The sequence below is a fragment of the Enterococcus sp. AAFC-DPL-5182 genome (genome assembly GCF_058216605.1).
In genome coordinates this window covers 2,462,341-2,483,193 of record NZ_CM177101.1, presented here as the reverse complement: position 1 = coordinate 2,483,193, position 20,853 = coordinate 2,462,341, and the positions used below count along the sequence as shown (strand labels likewise).

Genomic DNA, 20,853 nt, shown 5'->3' with positions numbered 1-20,853 from the left:
GACCATGTGAAATTTGGATAAACACTTCTGTTTCAATCTTGTCCATTTTAATGTTATTTAGATGAATGGACCGGAAATGTTATTAAGAAGCTTGTACCATGACCTTCTGTAGATTCTAGTGAAAGATGCCATTCATACTTTGCAACGATCGAGGTCACTGCGAATAAGCCCAGACCAGTCCCTTCATCGGCAGATTTCGTTGTAAAAAAAGGTTCAAATATTTTTTCTTTTAATGCAGGTGGAATTCCTGAACCGTTATCAGAGATTTCCAATGTCACAAAACTGTCAATATGACTCATTCGGTGACTGTCCGTTTTTAATAGATCTGTTAGTTCTTTTGTGGCAGGAGCAACAGTTACTTGAATCTTCTGAGGTTTATTTGTATTGTCTTTTGTTGCTTGATAAGCATTTGTAATCAAGTTATAGATTAAATTTTGTAAATCTGTTTCTTCTAATTTAGTTGTTCCTAGATTTTCTTGAATGGCTAGCGTAAGCTGCACTTTTTTAGGAATGATTTCTCCAATCAGGTGTGTGGCTACTCCGATAGCTGCAGAGATGTCCATCCATTCCTGAACGCTTTTTTGCGGCTTAGAAAAACGTAATACATTGGATGATAGTTGTTTTCCTTTTTGAGCAGAATGGAGAATTTCCTCTAAATCTGCTTTTAATACAGAATCATCCTGATGTTCTTCCAATAGCAATTGTGTGTTGCCGATAATTGGTGTTAAAAAATTATTCATATCATGGACGATTGAGGTCGTTAATAGACCAACTGTTTCCATTTTATTTCGTTGATAAAGTTCTAGTTCAAGCTGATGCTGCATTTTTTGTCGTTTTTGTTTTTCGATCAACTGTCGATTTTCTGCTTCGATCGTTTCTTTTTTTCTAAAATTATGAATAAAGAGTGAGCAGATAATGATCAATAGCAATAATAAAACTAAAAGGAAAGATAAAACGATCACAAAATTAATGATATCATCGTTTCGTTCATTATAATCCGCATTAAGTGCAACGACCCAGTGAGCAAGACCTACATCGATCCATTCAAATGCACTTATTTTTAAGACTTCAGTCGGTGTATCTTCATCCCACCAGTAGGATTTATAAGTCAGCTTTCCAGAATCATGGTTTAGCTGATATTTTTCCAGTCTTTTTAAATCAGAATAGTCGAAGTCAGGATAAAGTTCTTCCCGCCCATTGATGATATCCAAACCCACTTGTTGTTTAACAGGGTGCATGACAACAGTCATCGAACGATCCTTGATCATTGGATAGCCTTTATAGTCTAATTCAAAATCCTGTAGAAAATTTTTATAAAAAGCTTCTAATTTTAATGGTAAAATCAAATAACCATCAAGCGTTCCAGAACTTGTTTTAATTTCTTGATAGAAATTAACATAGGCTTTTTTGTCGATAAAGTACGAATCACCGTTTTGAGCAGTTGGTTTATCTAGTAGCTGTTTAAGTGAGAGGTCATGACTGATAAAAGGACGAATCGTTTGGATATCGGCAATGGAGACCTGTTTTTTCTTAGCATCCCAATGAAAGGCATATAATGGTGTACCGTCAGGCTCTATATAAAAAAGTGCATCTGCTTCATTATTTAGAGAATCAAAAAATGTATTTAGAGAAGAAGCGCTGTTTTTTAAGTATGTTGCTGGATCATCACTGTTTTTCAAATTACCATCAATCGCTAGATAATTAAGAGCTTGATGGCGGTTTTTCATAGAAAGTTGAATCACTTTGCCAACATATTCTGTTGACTGCAGCAAAAAATCTTGTCCGCTAGCAGTAGTTGTTTTGCGAATAACGGAGAACCCCCGAATTGCAAAAAAAACAGATACAACAATAAAAGTAATCATTGCGGCAATCATGATGTTCACAATTCTATTTGTTCGTTTCATTGGTCTAGCTCCTTTTGAAAGTCTGTTGATATCATAACAAGTTCATGTTGAAATTTAAAGATAATTCCGCTATTGTATAGATAATGTAAAAAGAATAATGAGGTGTACATGTTGCGAAATGAAAAAATTTTAGTGGTAGATGACGATCCTGCAATTCGCCGATTGATTTGGAAGTCGCTTCAATCAACTGGGTTGTTGGTGTACCAAAGTGACACGATCGAAAAAACAGTAGATATCATGAATCGAGTCGAGTTTCAATTATTTCTTTTAGATGTAAGTTTAGAGCATGAAAATGATGGTTACCATTTGGCTCAATTGATTCGTGAACAGCAACCTTTGACGCCAATTATATTTGTCAGTGGGAAAAAAAGCGAGCAAGATATCGTCAGTGGTCTAGAATCAGGAGGCGATGTTTATCTTTCTAAACCCTTTGCACCAAATGTTTTACGAGCACAAGTTCTCAGTACATTAAATCGAACTGAGCAATTACTAACACTAAATCAAAAACGTGAAGAAACTACACTAAAAGAGGGTATATTTTCGTTTGATAAAAATCAATATCAATTTAGTAAAAATGGCGAAATCGTAAATATGACATCTAAAGAAATCATGATGATTTTATTTTTTATGGAAAATCCGTATCAAGTATTTAGTAAAGAGCAGATCTATGCAAGTGTCTGGAGTGATGGAGATATGGACAAAAATCTGATCACAGTCTATATCAATTATTTAAGAAACAAAATCGAAGATGACCCCAAAAAGCCGAAATATTTACAAACAGTTTGGGGGATTGGCTATCTGTTTAATCCAGAAGGCAAAGAGGCAGGAGCTAGTGTTTAAATAAAAAACAGGTGGTAATCGATCATGGTCATCACCTGTTTTTATCCGATTGATTATGTAAAACTTAAAATAGACCTTCTAATCGACCAAAAAAGAAACTTAGGGCTAATAAATCAGCTGAACCGCCTGGGCTAAGATTTTCTTGAATCAGTTGCTGATCAAAAAGAATCAACGCTTTTTCTAGTTCTGTTTCTGAAGAACTGAATGAAAAATGGTTTAAAAGGTCAGCCGATTGCTTTTGGACATTTTGCCAAGCCGAAATACCGCCGCGATTGATTAAATTAGAATCTTCGATCGTAGCCATTAACTGCAACAGCAATAGTAAAAATAGTGTTCGTTGCTCACTTGTCTGGTGTTGTCTTAAAAACGGCAACGCAATGTTGTGGAGTGCAGGATAACCTAATTCTGCTTCGCCTCGAATCCCAACGATACCATATTCTAAATAAAGTTTTTCTCCATGGCTCAATTGTTTCTTTTGAGCTAGACCAATAAAATCATTTTCAAGTAAGCCTTTTGTCATCTGCTTGACATAGTCAAAAACTGTAGATGTGTCTTGTTCAGAAAAGGGAATAGCAAGTTGTTGCTCACTTATTATTTTTCCTGTCGCACTTAAAAGTAATGCTAAAGAGAAATTTGCACCTTTATGAGTATTGATGCCATTTGTTTCACGTAACATTGCGTACTCTGCTTGGCGTCCGATTACCCGAACTTTTTTAAATAGATCAAACGGACTACCTTCATGAGAAAAACCTACATCAACGTATTTCGTAAGATATGGAGCAAGAGCTGCACTGCTATCAATAAAAGTAAAATAATTCATGTCTGAATGTGCGCCGTTGCTTTTCGGATCAACTAGACCGGGTTTAGGATAAAGACCTGCTTCGTATAGTAATGCTTCTAACGCAAATGCACTGATTTGTTTTTGGATCGCGTTGTTATTTATCTGTTTCATTTAAATGCTTTTCCATTTCTTTGAGAATAAAGGACTGAGAATAATCTAAATGTTCAGTAATCAACAATTCTAATTGCGTTTCTTCTTGATTAAGCATGCATTTATAAATCAACCAATGTTCATTCAACGCTTTGTCTCTTCGATCTTTAGAACGGATCGAAATGTCTCGGAAATAGACGAGGTACTCACGTAATTTCATGACAATCGATTTTAAGCGTAACATCTTACTTTTTTCATAAATCAGTTCATTAAAATCTGAAAAACGTTGTAAGACTTGATCGATTTCGTTCTCTTCATTTAACTGTTCAGTTTCTTCTAATAATGCTTTTAATTCATCAAAATCGTCAGAGGTCATTTCCTTCATTGCTGTGATTGTAGCTAAAACATCCAAAGATTTTCGAATCGCATAAATTTCATGCGCATCATTGAGTGAAATTCCTCGAACAATGATCCCAACTCCTTTAACGTGATCGACTAATCCTTCTTCAACTAATTTTTGTAAAGCATAGCGAATCGGTGTGCGGCTAATATTCATTACCTCAGAAAATTCTTTTTCATTGATCCGTTGTCCAGCAGGGATCTCACCAAGAATAATTGTTTTACGAAATGCTTTATAAACGAGTTCTTTCAATGGTTCATTAAGACTTAAATCTAAATTTTTTCCAACTGCTTCTGATATTTTACTCATCTGATTACTCCTCTTGTGATTAATTAATAGTAGGAAAAATAAATGAATATTTTAATTCTGTATTGCTAAGAAAAAGATAAGAAAATCACACAAATCTTTTTATGAATTGTGCGATTTTCAATGAACAAGACTAATTATTGTGGGATATAAAGCGGCATATGACCAGTCAAGATGATTGTTACAACAAAAATGATGAAGATGCCCAGTGCCCATTTAGCTGATTCTTTTTGCCATTGCCCCATATCTAAACCTGTTAATCGAAGTAATAGATAAATGAAGGCAACCAATGGACTTAACAAGTGGAATGCTTGTCCCATCAAGGAAGCTAAAGCCATTTGCATATCGGTAAAACCATAAGCGCGACCCGCTTCGGCTAAGACAGGTAAGACACCAAAGTAGAATCCATCATTTGAAATAAAGAAAGTACCAGGAGCTGAAATCAACGCAATGACTAAGCCCCAGAAACCAGCCAATTGATTTGGAATGATTTTTGTGAAACTTTGAGCTAATGCATCTGCCATACCAGTCCCTTGGAAAAGCCCCATGAAGACACCAGCAGCAAACACTAAGATAACAACTTGCACAGCATCGCCGCCATTTGCACCGATACGAGAAGATTGGTCTTTTAAGACAGGATAGTTGACCATCAAAGCAATCACTGTACCTGTTAAGAATAAGAACAACGGAGGTAATCCAAGACCTACAAATGAGTCTGTTACTAACAAGGCAATCAATGAAATCGTTAAGATCGCATTGAATAACCAAATTTTAGGTCGGCGGATCGCTAATGTTTCTTCATCTGTAACAGTTGTCATAGCATCGATTTCTTCGTCTGTCAGTTGTTTGATTCCAAGACGAGCACGTTCTTTTCTACCCATAGAAGGCGCTACGATGAAAATGACATAAAGCAAGGCAATGATCATTCCAGGAATTAGATAAGCTAAAATTTCAGCCCCAACATTCAACACACTCATTGCGCGAGCTGTTGGTCCACCCCAAGGAAGTAAGTTCATGATCGTATTTTGCAAAATAACAATGACCGCTAAGTTCATTAATTTCATATCCAATTTTTTATAAATAGGAATAAAAGCAGAACAGCAAATCAAGGTTGTAGTCGTTCCATCTCCATTAAGAGAAACGGCTGCTGCAACAACAGCTGTAGCGATCAGTACTTTCATCGGATCGCCTTTAGCAATATGGATCATTTTTTTCGTGATTGGGTCAAATAACCCAGCATCCAACATGATTGAAAAATAAAGAATGGCAAACAATAACATGATACCAGTAGTGGATGTCGTTTTAATCCCTTCCATAACAAAGTCTCCAATAGAGCCTTTCTTAGAAACACCCGCAAACATTGCGATCAAAGCAAAAATAAGTGGAATCAAAACTAAAGCTGTAAACGGTGACATTTTCTTTTTCATGATGACAAACATAAAGACGATGATCATCACATAAGACAAAACAGTTAATAACATTTTTTTCTCTCCTTCAACACTAAATTCGTTTTCCGAAACAATTTGGCGTTTCTTTTATCGTGTTGGATCAACAGAAAAATAACAGTAAGATGATTTTGGAAAGCCCTTTCTTGTTTCGTTTAACAATGCTTAGTTTAATCTAAGAAAGTTTAGATAAATAGGCGATAAGAAGAAAAAGAACACCAAAAAAACACAGATGACAGCGTTTTCTTAAAGAGATGTTAATAAGATGTTAATAAAACCTTAAATGCTTAGAAACGTTGGTATATTAATGTTTCTAAGCATTTTTGAAGAATTGCAACGAAGAGGAACAGCGAAAGAACAATTTAGGCTTGATGATTTCATTTTATTGTAATCGTTTTTACCTATAATGAATTCATAAACAGAAAGGATGTGAGTTCATGGGGCTATTTGAACGGCTGTTTAATAAAGAAAAAGTAGAAATGAAATCAGATAAACAACCACTTTCTCCTATAGTAAAAGAAGAAAATGAGTGGCAGGAAATTGCTGGATATATTCCAGTAGAGAATGAGGAATATCAATTTGTTTCATTGATTGCGACAGCAGTTGCGGCTGGTGATCGACCAGAAAGTGAGTTTACTATTAAACGCATTTCAAAAAGAAATCCAGAAGCACAACTGGTTTCTGCGATTGCTACCAGTATTGCATCGGCTGATGATACGCAGAGTCATTTTGTTATTCGATCAATCAAAGAAAAAAGAACGAATTAGTTTTTTGATTACTTGATGGTGTCGGTCAGATTTTCTGAGAAAAGACAAATTATGAAAGAGGCAAAAAGTGCTTCAGTCATAATTTCCTATTTTTCAGTCGAACCTGAACGAGCCCATTACGCTTTGCTTTGAATCACAGTGAATGAAATGAACTGATGCTGAAAAGTACAGGGTGAAGCGAAGTGGAACGTTGTTACAGATTAAATTTTAGGAGGAGAAAAAATGTTACGTAAGTTCAAAATCTCAATTGATGGAAAAGAGTATTTAGTAGAAATGGAAGAAATTGGTGGCGTGCCACAAGCACCAATCGCAGCACCCGTTGCACCAGTAGCTCCTGTGGCAGAAGCGGCACCAACGCCTGCACAAGCGGATACAACAGCTCCTATAGCGAGCACGCCGGCTGGAAGTGATGCAATGCCATCACCTATGCCTGGAACAATCTTGAAGATTTTAGTAAATGTTGGAGACACGGTTCAGGAAAATCAACCATTAATGATTCTTGAAGCCATGAAAATGGAAAATGAAATTGTAGCTGGTAAAGCAGGTACGGTCACAGAGATTCATGTTCAACAAGGTGATATGGTTAATCCAGGAGAACCATTAGTTACAATCGGTTAAATAAGAAAAAAGTAGTTCAATTATAAAAGAGGAAGTGACGTTTGTGGAAACATTAATTGAAGGTGTAGTAGGAATGGGGCAGGAGCCGGGACGTATTGTAATGATGGTCATCGGAGGCATCCTGATGTACTTGGGAATCAAAAAAGAGTATGAACCTACCTTACTTGTACCGATGGGATTAGGGACGATTTTAGTCAATTTTCCTAATTCTGGTGTACTAAGTGCTGGCGGAGAAGCTGGTCCGTTTCAAGTGTTGTTTGATATAGGAATTTCGACTGAGTTATTTCCGCTGTTACTATTTATCGGAATTGGCGCTATGATCGATTTTGGGCCATTATTACAAAATCCATTTTTATTGTTATTCGGTGCCGCTGCGCAATTTGGGATTTTCTTTACGATTATTGCAGCAGTTTTATTAGGATTTGATTTAAATGATGCGGCATCTATCGGAATTATCGGAGCAGCGGATGGTCCAACATCAATCTTTGTTGCAAACACGTTGAATTCGAAATATATGGGTGCGATTATGGTGGCAGCTTATTCTTATATGGCCTTGGTCCCGATTATTCAACCAGTGGCGATTAAAGCCGTTACAACGAAAAAAGAACGCAAAATCCGCATGACTTACCGTGCTGGTGAAGTATCACAAACAGCGAAAATTTTATTTCCAATCGTAATTACGGTTGTTGCAGGATTGGTAGCACCAGTTTCTCTTCCACTCGTTGGGTTCTTAATGTTTGGGAATTTACTGCGTGAGTGTGGTGTCTTAGATCGTTTATCTGTGACAGCGCAAAATGAGCTAGTAAACATCATCAGTATTGTACTAGGATTGGCAATTTCAGTAAAAATGCAATACGAAGAATTTCTACAAATTGATACGTTAATGGTTATTGGTTTGGGGTTAGTTGCCTTTGTAATGGATTCAGTTGGTGGTGTCTTGTTTGCCAAATTATTGAATCTATTTAGAAAAGAAAAAATCAATCCGATGATTGGTGCAGCAGGAATTTCAGCATTCCCAATGTCTAGTCGAGTGATTCAAAAAATGGCAACAGACGAAGATCCACAGAACTTTATTTTAATGCATGCAGCAGGTGCAAATGTATCTGGACAGATTGCTTCAGTTATTGCGGGCGGCTTATTATTAGCCTTGCTTGCGTAGCGTTTTGACTAGAAGAAAAGGAAAGGAGCTTGTTTATGTCAGCTGATTTATTAAAATCATTAGAGCTATTGGTTTTTGGTTGGGGTGGCGTGTTTGTTGTCATTTTCGTGATTTACTTTGCGTCGTTTATGTTAAATAAATTATTCCCACCGAAAAGCTAGGAAGTGTTAAACAATGAATATCAGAAGAATTTGGCTTGATCGAGATTTGGCAGGAAAACAGCAGTGGTCAGATTTTTTGATTAACGCCGACCTTATACCAGATAACCAGTTAGACTATACGATTGGTATCTATGATCAGGAAAAACTGATTGGAACAGGATCGATTTTTAGGAACATTTTAAAATGTATTGCCATTGATTCTTCCTATCAAAATGAAAATCTGCTTTCTCAAATTGTTCAAGCTTTACGAGAAAGATTACAGGAAATAGGATATCAGCATTATTTCTTATATACAAAACCAAAAACTAGTAAGTTGTTTCGCTCTTTAGGTTTTACTGAAATTGCGGCAACAGCTGAACTGGTTTTTATGGAGCAGGGCTTTCCTGATTTTGAAGACTATTTAGCGGAACTTAAAAAGCATCAGCAAATGACAAAACAAAATGCAGCAATTGTGATGAATGCTAATCCATTTACAAATGGTCATTTATATTTAGTGACAGAAGCGGCAAAATGTGCGCAGACTGTTTATCTCTTTGTTTTGTCTGAGGAACGCTCCTTATTTGATGCAAAGACGCGTTTTAAACTGGTGAAAGAAGGCGTCAAGCACTTATCGAATGTTGTCGTTTTACCAACAAGAGAATATATGGTTTCAAGTGCAACATTTCCTTCCTATTTTCTAAAAAATCAAGCAAAGGAAAATATTGCGAAAGTCCAAGCAGAACTAGATGCAACTTTATTTAAAGAGAAAATTGCACCCGTTTTAAATATCACGAAAAGATTCGTCGGGGAAGAGCCGTTGTCACCTGTGACAAGCATCTATAATCAAGCAATGGAAAATGTGTTTTCTTCTGCATTGAACCTGATTATTTTACCTAGAAAAAAAGTGGATGATGAAGTAATTAGTGCTTCAAGAGTCCGAGCTTTAATGAAAGAACAAGCCTATGAAGAAATAAAATCGCTTGTTCCTAATAGTACATTCAAAGAAATCATGAACCAAAAAAAAGAATAAGAGGTGTCCATTTTGGAAATTAAGCAAAACGCATCCGCTGGTACAACGGAATCAAGCGATATTTTGATCACGCTCGCTCAAAATGACGCAAAGGGGATTCAAATCGATTTAGATAGTAGTGTTGAAAAACAATTTGGTCGTCAGATTCGAGCTAAAATACAAGAAACCTTAGAAAAGTTAGCGGTAACGAATGTGAAAGTCAGTGCAGTAGATAAAGGAGCATTAGATTGTACGATCGAAGCACGCACGATTGCAGCAGTTTATCGTGCGGCTGGTGAAGAAAACATTGATTGGCAGGTGATTCAGTCATGGAACGCTTAAGACGAACAATGATGTTTGTACCAGGAGCAAATGCTTCAATGCTAAGAGATGCAACCTTATACGGCGCTGATTCACTGATGTTTGACTTAGAAGATGCTGTTTCTTTAAAAGAAAAAGATAGTGCCCGTTTACTCGTTTATCATGCCTTACGGACCTTTGATTACTCAATGGTTGAAACGGTGGTTCGAATCAATGGGTTAGATACAGTAGGACGTCAAGATGTTGAAGCGATGGTTTTAGCAGGTGTTGACGTGATTCGTCTACCAAAAACAGAAACAGCTCAAGATATTGTCGATGTAGCAGCTGTGATCACTGAAATGGAAACAAAATATGGCATCAGTGTTGGGAGAACTAAAATGATGGCAGCAATCGAATCTGCCGAAGGTGTTTTGAATGCTCGAGAAATTGCTCAGGCAAGTGATCGCTTGATTGGAATCGCTCTTGGTGCAGAAGACTATGTAACAAATATGAAAACACATCGCTATCCAGATGGACAAGAATTGTTTTTTGCCCGCAGTTTTATATTGCATTCAGCTAGAGCGGCTGGAATTGCGGCCATTGATACGGTGTACTCAAATGTAGAGAATACAGAAGGTTTCTTAGCAGAAGTCGAGTTAATCAAACAACTAGGATTTGACGGTAAATCAGTGATCAATCCACGTCAAATTCCTTTAGTAAATAGTGTATATGAGCCGACTGAAAAAGAAATCCAAAATGCAAAAGAAGTGATCTGGGGTATTCGTGAAGCCGAAGCGAAAGGCTCAGGTGTGATTTCAGTCAATGGTAAAATGGTGGATAAACCGATCGTTGAACGAGCAGAACGAGTGATTGCTCTGGCGATTGCAGCAAAATTAATTTCTGAGGAGGAAGTCTAAAATGAAAAATAATGTAGGCAAAGAAATTCCAGATAATTATGCTGAAAAATACGGTTTATTTAAAGGAGAATTAGCGAATATTGATGAATATAAAGAAGCTAGCCGTACAATCAATCCTGTCAGACCAAGGGATACAAAATTATTAGGTAGTTTAAGAGAAGCTATCGAAAAAACAGGACTAAAAGACGGCATGACGATTTCTTTCCACCATCATTTTCGTGAAGGTGATTTTGTGATGAACATGGTGTTAGATGAGATTGCAGCATTAGGAATCAAAAATCTATCGATTGCCCCTAGCTCGATCGCAAATGTTCATGAACCGTTGATCGAACACATTAAAAATGGTGTGGTGACAAATATTACCTCTAGCGGATTACGTGATAAGGTCGGGGCTGCGATTTCTGAAGGAATCATGGAAAATCCAGTTGTAATCCGTTCTCATGGTGGACGTGCTAGAGCAATTGCTGCAGGAGATATCCATATCGATGTGGCTTTTCTTGGTGCGCCAAGTTCGGATGCTTATGGCAATGTGAACGGCACAAAAGGTAAAGCAACCTGCGGATCTTTAGGGTATGCGATGATCGATGCTAAGTATGCCGATCAAGTGGTGATCATTACAGACAGTTTGATGCCTTATCCAAACACCCCAATCAGTATTCCGCAAACAGATGTGGATTTTGTTGTAGAAGTTGATGCAATCGGTGACCCTAATGGCATTGCCAAGGGTGCAACCCGTTTTACTAAAAATCCGAAAGAACTATTGATTGCAGAATATGCAGCTAAGGTAATCACGCATTCGCCTTATTATAAAAATGGTTTTTCGTTCCAAACAGGAACTGGTGGTGCCGCTTTAGCAGTTTCAAGATTTTTAAAAGAAGCGATGGTCAAAGATGGTATTACAGCAAGTTTTGCCTTAGGTGGCATCACTAATGCCATGGTCGAACTATTAGAGGAAGGACTAGTTGAAAAAATTATCGATGTCCAAGATTTCGATCATCCATCCGCTGTTTCTTTAGGTAAACATGACAATCACTATGAAATCGATGCAAATATGTACGCATCTCCACTAAGCAAAGGTTCAGTGATCAATCAATTGGATACGGCGATTCTTTCTGCACTTGAAATTGATACGAATTTCAATGTGAATGTTATTACCGGTTCAGATGGCGTCATTCGTGGCGCATCCGGTGGACATTCTGATACCAGTGCGGCTTGTAAAATGAGCTTAGTGATCGCACCCTTGATCAGAGGGCGCATTCCGACAATTGTCGAAGAAGTTAATACAGTCGTAACACCTGGCAGCAGCATTGATGTCGTGGTGACAGAAGTTGGTATTGCAATCAATCCAGAACGTCAAGACTTAGTCGAACATTTTAAAGCACTGGATGTGCCGCAATTAACGATGAAAGAACTTCAAGAAAAAGCTTATAGTATCGTAGATAGACCAGATGCCATCGAATATGGCGATAAAATTGTTGCATTGATTGAATATCGCGATGGTTCAATTATCGATGTGGTCAGAAATGTCTAAGTTCCATTTAAAAGGAGAAACAATTACTTTAATAGAAATGCTGAATACCCGAGAAAAACGAGTAGAAATTCAGCAAGAACTTTTACAAAAACATCCGACATGTACCTTATTAAGCGCTACGATGAATATTCCAGGACCTGTAAAAACGAATGAGCAGCTACGAAATGCCTTTTTAACTGTCATTAAAAAGCTCAATACCCTATTTCCTCCTGAACAAATAGTTGCTCGTAAACACCGCGAGTTGAAAACAGGTTCTGAATGTTATCTAGTCCTTGATGAAATACCAGAAGAACTAAAAAGAAAACTAATTGATGTTGAAGAAACCCATGATTATGGACGCTTAATGGACTTAGATGTGGTGTGTTTAAAAGGACAGACATTGTATTCAGTCAGTCGCACTGAATTAAATCACCAGCCTAGACGTTGCTTTATTTGTGAAGAAGAAGCCAAAATCTGCGGCAGACAAAGACGCCATAGCGTAGCAGAAATGCAACAAACAATCAGTCAACTCATTGAGAAAGGAAAGATGAAATGACAAAGGAAATCCTTTTTACAGAAACGGTCTTACGAGACGGACAACAAAGCCAAATCGCTACACGAATGCCAACAAGTGATATGCTGCCAATCATTCAAACATTAGATGAAGCAGGCTATCACGCCTTAGAAATGTGGGGCGGAGCAACGTTTGATGCCTGTATTCGCTTCTTAAATGAAGACCCTTGGGAGCGTTTAAGAGCGATTCGAAAAGCAGTTAAACATACAAAATTGCAAATGCTTTTAAGAGGTCAAAATTTACTTGGTTATAAAAACTATGCCGATGATGTCGTAGAAGCGTTCGTGCAAAAATCAATTGAAAACGGAATCGATATTATCCGTGTTTTTGATGCGTTAAATGACACAAGAAATTTACAAACTTCAATTGAAGCAACAAAAAAATTTGGCGGACATTGTCAGCCGGCGATTTCTTACACGACTAGTGATTTCCATACGATTGATTACTTTGTCGGATTGACGGCAGAATTAGAAAAAATGGGTGCGGATTCTATCTGTATTAAAGATATGGCAGGAATTCTAACACCAGATGATGCGTACCGTTTAGTCACAGAAATCAAAAATAAAATTCAAGTACCGTTAGAAGTTCATACGCATGCCACAAGCGGTATTTCCGAGATGACTTATTTGAAAGCTATCGAAGCAGGCGCGGATATTATTGATACAGCGATTTCTTCATTTTCTGGTGGAACGAGTCAACCAGCCACAGAATCAATGGCGTTAGCATTAGAGAATTTAGGCTACAATACACATTTAGATATGAAGAAAGTAGCAGAAGCCGCCGACTATTTTAATCCGATCCGTGATAAATTTAGAGAAGAAGGCGTATTGAATCCTAAAGTAAAAGATACAGAACCGAAAACGTTGATTTATAAAGTTCCTGGCGGAATGTTATCGAATTTGTTAAGCCAATTGACAGAGCAAGGTCTAGCAGATAAATACGAAGAAGTCCTAAGAGAAGTACCCAAAGTTCGTGCAGATCTAGGCTATCCGCCACTTGTAACACCACTATCTCAAATGGTAGGAACCCAAGCAGTAATGAATGTAATCAGCGGCGAACGCTATAAAATGATTCCAAAAGAAATCAAAGATTATGTTAAAGGACTGTACGGCAAACCACCCGTTGCAATTTCAAAAGAGATGACGAAATTGATCATCGGTGAAGAAGAAGTAATCACCGTTAGACCAGCGGATTTATTAAGTCCTGAACTTCAAGAATACAAAAAAGAAATTGAAGAATACGCAAAATCAACAGAAGATGTGTTGATGTATGCATTGTTCCCACAACAAGGAAAAGATTTTTTAGGAAGAAGAGAAGATCGGTTTTATGATGTTCCAGTTCAAGAAGTAAAGGTTATATTAGACATATAAAAGAAAGAGTTGCAAAGTCAGCAGATTTTGCAACTCTTTTACGTTGTTTAAAAAAAAATTTTGTCTTACATGAAAGCGGTAAAAATCATGAGAAATAGGTGAAATATAGCTTAGCAAGTGTCAGTTGTTTTAAGGGGGATTTTAGTTTTTTTATTATGGAATTTCGATTAAAAAATAATGTGTAAAATATGTCAAGTGGCTAATTTTAGCTAGGGGGAAGTTGTGTTTCATCTTATTATTTGTTTATATATAAAGGATTTAGAACCTGACATGAATGTTACGTTATGAAGTTACTTAATGTAACTTTTCTCATCGTTATAAAGGTTTACATTTATTTATAATGCCGTTATAATAGCTGAAATCAAGTCGTGTATAGAGAGGGCATATTTTGCACTATATAGAGATATGAATTGAATCATTTTTATACAAGCTAAATGATTAAAATGAATGAGGGAGAAAGAATTTAAGATATATTTTCCTATTTTTCATTCGAAGCTGAATGAACTCGCAACGCTTTTAAATTAGGAGGGATGTTTTTGATTACCAACAAACAATCGTCAGAAACTTTTTTTGAAATGAAGAATCAGAAGTATCAGTACTATTCACTTGCTTCATTAGAGACTGAACAACATCAGTTTGTCTCAACATTGCCGTTTAGTATTCGAGTACTATTGGAATCTTTATTACGTCAGGAAAATGGTATCGGGATTACCCGAGAGCATATTGAAAATTTAGCTAATTGGTCATCGACACAGGCGAATAAAGGGGAAGTTCCTTTTAAACCAGCCCGAGTGATCTTACAAGATTTTACAGGTGTTCCAGCTGTGGTTGATCTAGCCTCTTTGCGAAAAACAATTGCTGATTTTGGTGGTGATCCGACTAAAATCAATCCAGAAGTTCCTGTTGATCTGGTGGTCGATCATTCTGTCCAAGTCGATGTTGCTGGAGTAAAACAAGCTCTTCAATTAAATATGAAAATGGAATTTCAACGAAATCAAGAGCGTTACCGTTTTTTAAGTTGGGCGCAAAAAGTCTTTGATAATTATCGTGTGGTTCCTCCTGCAACAGGAATCGTCCATCAAGTGAACATTGAATATTTAGCGACTGTCGTAACACAAAAACAACTAGAAGATGATACGATCCTTCTTTATCCAGATACCTTAGTTGGAACGGATTCACATACGACTATGGTCAATGCATTAGGCGTTTTAGGTTGGGGAGTTGGTGGAATCGAAGCAGAAGCAAGTATGCTTGGCGAGCCATCTTATTTTCCAATCCCAGAAGTCGTGGGTGTTCGTTTAGTCAATGAATTGTCTCAAGGAGCCACAGCCACAGATTTAGCTTTAAAAGTTACGCAGGTATTGAGAGAACAAAAAGTTGTAGGAAAATTTGTTGAATTTTTTGGTTCTGGATTCATTAGTTTAAGTTTGGCTGATAGAGCAACGGTTGCCAATATGGCGCCTGAATATGGTGCTACATGCGGATTTTTCCCTGTCGATGATGAAACGATCCGTTACTTGAAATTAACAGGAAGAAAAGAGCAGACAGTAGCAGTTGCTGAGCGCTATTTAAAAGAAAACCAATTATTCTATGATCCAGTAAATGATCCAGAACCTCATTATACAAACGTGATCGAAATCGATTTAAGTAAAATCGAAGCGAACTTAGCAGGACCAAAACGACCACAAGATCTAGTTCCCTTATCAGAAATGAAAACAACCTTTGAACAAGCGGTGAGAGCCCCAGCTGGTCTACAAGGTTTTGGACTTTCAGAGAAACAACAGACAGAAAGCGTTACATTAGATTTAGAAGGGGTGCAACATCAATTAAAACCAGGAGCAGTAGCCATTGCAGCAATCACTTCATGTACGAATACGTCGAATCCATTTGTGATGTTAAGTGCAGGATTGGTAGCTAAAAAAGCTGCACTACTTGGTTTAAATGTACCTAATTATGTAAAAACGTCGTTAGCGCCAGGGTCAAAAGTTGTTACAGCCTATTTAGAAAAAGCGGGGTTACTACCCTACTTAGAACAATTAGGCTTCCATCTTGTTGGTTATGGGTGTACAACGTGTATTGGTAATTCTGGAGCATTGAAACCAGAAGTAGAAGAAGTGATTAAAGAAAATGATTTGCTAATGGCAGGTGTTCTTAGTGGAAATCGAAACTTTGAAGGGCGTATTCATCCTTTAGTCAAAGCGAATTATTTAGCTTCACCGCCATTAGTTGTTTTATATGCACTAGCTGGAACGGTCGATATTGATGTATTTAAAGAGCCGATTGGGATCGGCGAAAATGGTATTCCAATTTACTTTAATGATTTATGGCCTACTAGAGATGAAATTCAAGCATTGATCGATGAATGTGTTACACCAGAACTTTACCAACAAGAATACGAGCGAGTATTTAGTGATAATGAAGAATGGAATCGCATTGAAACAAACGATGAAGCATTATACGGTTGGGAAGAAGAATCAACGTATATTGCTAATCCACCTTACTTTACAGGAATGAGCAAAGAAAGAACCGCAAGAAAACCATTAAGGCAATTAGCCGTATTGGCTAAATTCGGTGATTCAATTACAACGGATCATATTTCGCCAGCTGGAAGTATCCAAAAAAATAGTCCGGCAGGGCAGTATTTAGTTGATCGGGGAGTGCCAATTCGTGAATTCAATTCTTATGGGGCCAGACGTGGTCACCATGAAGTGATGATGAGAGGAACGTTGGCTAATATTCGGATTCGCAATCAACTTGTTCCAGACATTGAGGGTGGTTATACCATTTTTACACCAACACAAGAAAAAATGGCCATCTATGATGCTGCGATGAATTACCAGAAACAAGGAACGAAGCTAGTCATTTTAGCAGGGGATGATTATGGGATGGGTTCGTCAAGAGACTGGGCCGCTAAAGGAGTACAGTTACTTGGTGTAGAAGCCGTGATTGCCAAAAGTTATGAACGAATCCATCGCTCAAACTTAGTGATGATGGGTGTCTTACCTTTACAATTCAAACCAGGTGAAGATGCTGATAGCTTAGGTTTAACAGGAACTGAGTTATTGGATATTGATATCGATGAGACAAAAGGAATTTTAGATACTGTAACGGTCACTGCAAGTAAACCAAATGGAGAAGCAATCAAATTCGACACGATTCTTCGTTTTGATTCAGCAGTTGATATCACCTATTACCAACATGGCGGGATTTTACCAATGGTGATTCGTAAAAAGCTTCAAAGTTAGTTTGAGATAAGCAAAAAACATGAGATAAAGTGACAGGAAGGTTGTTACTCTATGTTATCTAGCTGTATGGGCTAGCATCTTGGAAAAAGATAAAAATAAAGTGAGACAAAAAAACGTTTCAATCAATTTTTCCTATTTTTCATTCGATGCTTTACGAGCTCGTTCAGCTTTTAAATGGTCTAGCTTTACGAGCTAGCATCTCGGAAAAAAGATAAAAATGGAGTGAGACAAAAAACGTCTCAATCAATTTTTCCTATTTTTCATTCGATGCTTTATGAGCTCGTTCAGCTTTTAAATTAAGGAGGGACTTGGATGGAGATTCATAAGGGCTTAGAGGGAGTCGTTGTTTCAGAAACAAAAATTAGTTCAATCGTAGAAAATCAGCTATTGTTTGCTGGATTTAATATAGATGATTTAGTCGCTGAAAATGTTCAATTTGAAGAAGTGATTTATCTACTTTGGTATTTAAAAATCCCGACAAATCAAGAATTGAAGCAATTTAAACAAGATCTATCTTTACAAATGCCAATATCTGATACGATTATTACGTGTTTAAAAATCCAAACGCGTCAGAACCTTCATCCAATGAGTGTTTTACGTTCGACGATTTCATTATTAGGCGTGTTTGATCCCAACGCAGAAGCAACAGATGATCAATCAGCGTATCAGCAAAGTATTGCTTTACAGGCAAAAATGCCAACAATTATAGCTGCTTATGCACGTCTAAGAAAAGGATTAGATCCAATACCTCCTAGAAGCGATTTATCATTTGCTGCTAATTTTCTTTATATGCTGACAGGTGTTGAAGCGACTCAAGTACAGGTCAATGCAATGAACCAAGCTTTGGTACTACATGCAGATCATGATTTAAATGCAAGTACATTTACAGCCAGAGTTTGCGCATCCACACTGTCAGATGTCTATTCTTGTATAACAGCTGCAATCGGTTCACTAAAAGGACCACTCCATGGTGGTGCGAATGAAAAAGTTTTTGATATGCTGAAAGAAATCGATTCAGATAATCTAAATGTAGAAGACTACTTAAATCAAAAACTGAATCGCAAAGAAAAAGTCATGGGCTTTGGTCATCGGGTATATAAAACCGAAGACCCAAGAAAAAAACATCTGAAAAAATTAGCAAAAGAGTTAACGACGATCACGCAGAAAGAACAGTGGTATTTTTTATCTTGCCAAGTTGAGTATTATTTAAAAGAGACAAAGGGATTGATTCCAAATGTTGATTTCTATTCTGCTACAGTTTACCATTGTTTAGATATTGATAGTGATCTGTTTACCTTGATTTTTGCGATGAGCCGCGTTTCTGGTTGGTTAGGTCATATAGAGGAGCAGAAAAAAGAAGACTGTTTAATTCGACCGCGTTCTCATTATGTTGGTCCTAAGTTGTTAAAATATAGTGATGTGAGTACAACATTACACCCAGGAGGAATGGAAGCATGATAGATGGGAAGCCAGTTGTTTTTGAAGCGGGGAAACTAGTTGTCCCCGACGCTCCAATTATCCCTTTTATCGAAGGTGACGGAATTGGTCCAGAAATTTGGCAGGTAGCTAAGAAGGTGTTTGAGGCAGCTGTAGAGAAAGCCTATGCTGGTAAACGAAAAGTTGTTTGGCAAGAAGTTTTGGCTGGTGAAAAAGCCTTTAATAAAACAGGGAGTTGGCTGCCTGATGAAACATTAGAGATGATTAAAAATCATCTTGTAGCCATCAAAGGTCCGTTGACAACACCAATCGGTGGTGGTTTCCGATCATTAAATGTAGCCTTGAGGCAGGAACTAGATTTATACATTTGCTATCGACCAGTTCGTTATTTTGAAGGTGTGCCTTCACCACTAAAACATCCGGAAAAGACAGATATGATGATTTTTAGGGAGAATACAGAGGATATTTATGCAGGAATTGAATTTCCAGCTGAAAGTCCAGAAGCAGAAAAATTAATCATGTATTTAAAAACAGAATTTGGTGTTAATAAAATTCGTTTTCCAGAATCATCGGCAATCGGCATCAAACCAGTTTCTAAAGAAGGGACAGAACGATTGGTTCGGGGAGCCATTGAACATGCATTAAAAAATAATCGCAAATCAGTCACCTTAGTTCATAAAGGGAATATCATGAAATTTACAGAAGGCGGCTTTAAAAATTGGGGTTATGAATTAGCTACAAGAGAATTTGGAGATAAAGTTTTTACGTGGGAACAATACTTAGAAATAAAAAGTGATGCAGGAAAGACTGTAGCAGATCAACAGTTGGAAGAAGCAGAAAAAGCAGGAAAACTGATTGTAAAAGACCGGATTGCCGATATTTTCCTACAGGATATTTTACTGCACCCTGAAAATTTTGATGTGATTGCAACCTTAAATCTAAATGGGGATTACATTTCTGATGCCTTAGCAGCTCAAGTTGGCGGTATTGGAATTGCACCAGGAGCCAATTTAAACTTGGAAACAGGTCATGGTATTTTTGAAGCAACACATGGAACGGCACCGGAATTTGCTGGCTTGAATCAGTTGAATCCATCGTCTTTACTGCTATCAGGTGTATTGATGTTTGATTACTTAGGCTGGGATGAGGTAAGTTTCTTGATTACAAAAAGTATTGAAGAAGCTTTAGTGAATAAAACAGTAACAAAAGATTTTGCAGATCAGATGGAAGGTGCGACTTTATTAAGCTGTTCTGATTTTGGAGAAGAGTTAGTCCGTCTGATTAAAGAGAATTAAAAATGGAGGGTGAGACAAAAGTCGCTTAGGTTCGAGCAATTGCTGAAGAACCTGACTTTTGGCCACCGTTTAGTAAGTTTTAAAGTGCGTAACAAAACTGAGTTTTAGTTTTGTCCCGCACTTATTTTTTTATGGGGAACTAAAAAAACCTGACGACTAGTCGTCAGGTTTTGAATTTACTAATGTTAAGTTGATTATGCTTTGTTAACGTTAGTAGCTTGAGGACCACGTTGGCCTTCTTCAACGTCGAAAGTCACTGCTTGACCTTCTTCTAAAGTTTTGAATCCGTCGCCTTGGATAGCTGAGAAATGTACGAATACATCGTTACCGTTTTCTGCAGTGATAAATCCAAAACCTTTGTCTGAGTTAAACCATTTTACTGTACCTGTTTCCATAATAAAAATCCTCCTTGTGATAGACACATATTTTGCAATTACTTGAAAGGTGAAAATGTGGAAGATGTTTATTTGAAACAGCTACACATATATTACCGAACAAAAACTACACTCTTAATATAGCATATTTAGCACTCTTTGGCTAGTGATATCTCTTCTTAAAATAAAAATTTGTTAAGAAATAGAGATTAATTGTCAAAAAAAACTTATTTCTGTTATAGTATAGGAGTATTGAGCGTTAAATATGAAAGTAATGATAGATTTATGTCGTAGAAATCTATTCCGAAGGCG

Annotated in this window: 19 protein-coding genes; 14 read left to right on the top strand and 5 right to left on the bottom strand. The window is 37.2% G+C overall.

What is annotated here, in order from left to right:
• Window positions 1–53 precede the first annotated feature (53 nt).
• Window positions 54–1,904, bottom strand: coding sequence for a sensor histidine kinase (locus tag AC4BB7_RS11585; RefSeq protein ID WP_490483115.1), 1,851 nt, complete (start codon window positions 1,902–1,904; stop codon window positions 54–56).
• Between the two features lie 111 nt (window positions 1,905–2,015).
• On the opposite strand from AC4BB7_RS11585, the gene AC4BB7_RS11580 reads away from it, so the two are divergent.
• Window positions 2,016–2,744 (top strand): response regulator transcription factor, encoded by a 729-nt coding sequence (locus tag AC4BB7_RS11580; protein WP_086314319.1) that lies wholly within the window; start codon window positions 2,016–2,018, stop codon window positions 2,742–2,744.
• Window positions 2,745–2,808: 64 nt separating this feature from the next.
• Here AC4BB7_RS11580 and citG read toward each other — a convergent pair whose 3' ends face one another.
• From citG to AC4BB7_RS11565, 3 genes are all read right to left on the bottom strand, one after another.
• Window positions 2,809–3,696 (bottom strand): triphosphoribosyl-dephospho-CoA synthase CitG, encoded by an 888-nt coding sequence (gene citG / locus AC4BB7_RS11575; protein ID WP_490483114.1) that lies wholly within the window; start codon window positions 3,694–3,696, stop codon window positions 2,809–2,811.
• The gene (locus AC4BB7_RS11570; protein WP_086313657.1) at window positions 3,680–4,384 is read right to left on the bottom strand and encodes a GntR family transcriptional regulator; all 705 of its coding nucleotides are present in this window, start codon (window positions 4,382–4,384) and stop codon (window positions 3,680–3,682) included. Before AC4BB7_RS11570 ends, citG begins: the two co-directional genes overlap by 17 nt.
• Before the next feature lie 134 nt (window positions 4,385–4,518).
• On the bottom strand, window positions 4,519–5,862 hold the full coding sequence (locus tag AC4BB7_RS11565) for a CitMHS family transporter (RefSeq protein WP_086313656.1): 1,344 nt from the start codon (window positions 5,860–5,862) through the stop codon (window positions 4,519–4,521).
• Between the two features lie 401 nt (window positions 5,863–6,263).
• Here AC4BB7_RS11565 and AC4BB7_RS11560 point away from each other — a divergent pair, with 401 nt between their 5' ends.
• From AC4BB7_RS11560 to icd, 13 genes are all read left to right on the top strand, one after another.
• Window positions 6,264–6,593 (top strand): hypothetical protein, encoded by a 330-nt coding sequence (locus AC4BB7_RS11560; RefSeq protein ID WP_086313655.1) that lies wholly within the window; start codon window positions 6,264–6,266, stop codon window positions 6,591–6,593.
• A gap of 222 nt (window positions 6,594–6,815) precedes the next feature.
• Window positions 6,816–7,211, top strand: coding sequence for an acetyl-CoA carboxylase biotin carboxyl carrier protein subunit (locus AC4BB7_RS11555; protein WP_490483113.1), 396 nt, complete (start codon window positions 6,816–6,818; stop codon window positions 7,209–7,211).
• Window positions 7,212–7,254: 43 nt separating this feature from the next.
• Window positions 7,255–8,370: a sodium ion-translocating decarboxylase subunit beta gene (locus AC4BB7_RS11550; protein WP_086281355.1), complete on the top strand. Its 1,116-nt coding sequence runs from the start codon at window positions 7,255–7,257 to the stop codon at window positions 8,368–8,370.
• A gap of 35 nt (window positions 8,371–8,405) precedes the next feature.
• On the top strand, window positions 8,406–8,531 hold the full coding sequence (locus AC4BB7_RS11545) for an OadG-related small transporter subunit (RefSeq protein WP_010760868.1): 126 nt from the start codon (window positions 8,406–8,408) through the stop codon (window positions 8,529–8,531).
• 13 nt (window positions 8,532–8,544) lie between these two features.
• The gene (gene citC, locus AC4BB7_RS11540; RefSeq protein ID WP_490483112.1) at window positions 8,545–9,540 is read left to right on the top strand and encodes a [citrate (pro-3S)-lyase] ligase; all 996 of its coding nucleotides are present in this window, start codon (window positions 8,545–8,547) and stop codon (window positions 9,538–9,540) included.
• A 12-nt stretch (window positions 9,541–9,552) separates the two neighbouring features.
• Window positions 9,553–9,861, top strand: coding sequence for a citrate lyase acyl carrier protein (gene citD / locus AC4BB7_RS11535; protein ID WP_086313651.1), 309 nt, complete (start codon window positions 9,553–9,555; stop codon window positions 9,859–9,861).
• Window positions 9,849–10,736: a citrate (pro-3S)-lyase subunit beta gene (gene citE, locus AC4BB7_RS11530; protein WP_490483111.1), complete on the top strand. Its 888-nt coding sequence runs from the start codon at window positions 9,849–9,851 to the stop codon at window positions 10,734–10,736. The genes citD and citE overlap by 13 nt, the downstream gene beginning before the upstream one ends.
• 1 nt (window position 10,737) lies before the next feature.
• Window positions 10,738–12,267 carry a citrate lyase subunit alpha gene (gene citF / locus AC4BB7_RS11525; protein WP_490483110.1) on the top strand — a complete coding sequence of 510 codons (1,530 nt, stop codon included), beginning with the start codon at window positions 10,738–10,740 and terminating at the stop codon, window positions 12,265–12,267.
• Window positions 12,260–12,802, top strand: a complete 543-nt coding sequence (gene citX / locus AC4BB7_RS11520) for a citrate lyase holo-[acyl-carrier protein] synthase (protein WP_490483109.1) — start codon at window positions 12,260–12,262, stop codon at window positions 12,800–12,802. Before citF ends, citX begins: the two co-directional genes overlap by 8 nt.
• Complete coding sequence (locus AC4BB7_RS11515; protein WP_490483108.1) at window positions 12,799–14,190, top strand: oxaloacetate decarboxylase subunit alpha; 1,392 nt, start codon at window positions 12,799–12,801, stop codon at window positions 14,188–14,190. Before citX ends, AC4BB7_RS11515 begins: the two co-directional genes overlap by 4 nt.
• Window positions 14,191–14,729: 539 nt before the next feature.
• A complete protein-coding gene (gene acnA / locus AC4BB7_RS11510) occupies window positions 14,730–17,435 on the top strand; it encodes an aconitate hydratase AcnA (RefSeq protein WP_490485145.1) in 2,706 nt (901 codons plus the stop codon).
• A gap of 312 nt (window positions 17,436–17,747) precedes the next feature.
• Window positions 17,748–18,893, top strand: coding sequence for a citrate synthase (locus tag AC4BB7_RS11505; protein WP_490483107.1), 1,146 nt, complete (start codon window positions 17,748–17,750; stop codon window positions 18,891–18,893).
• Entirely contained in the window at window positions 18,890–20,167 is a 1,278-nt protein-coding gene (gene icd, locus AC4BB7_RS11500; RefSeq protein ID WP_490483106.1) for an NADP-dependent isocitrate dehydrogenase, read from the top strand. The genes AC4BB7_RS11505 and icd overlap by 4 nt, the downstream gene beginning before the upstream one ends.
• 194 nt (window positions 20,168–20,361) lie before the next feature.
• On the opposite strand, the gene AC4BB7_RS11495 is transcribed toward icd, so the two are convergent.
• Window positions 20,362–20,562, bottom strand: a complete 201-nt coding sequence (locus AC4BB7_RS11495; protein WP_010760878.1) for a cold-shock protein — start codon at window positions 20,560–20,562, stop codon at window positions 20,362–20,364.
• Window positions 20,563–20,853: the final 291 nt, after the last annotated feature.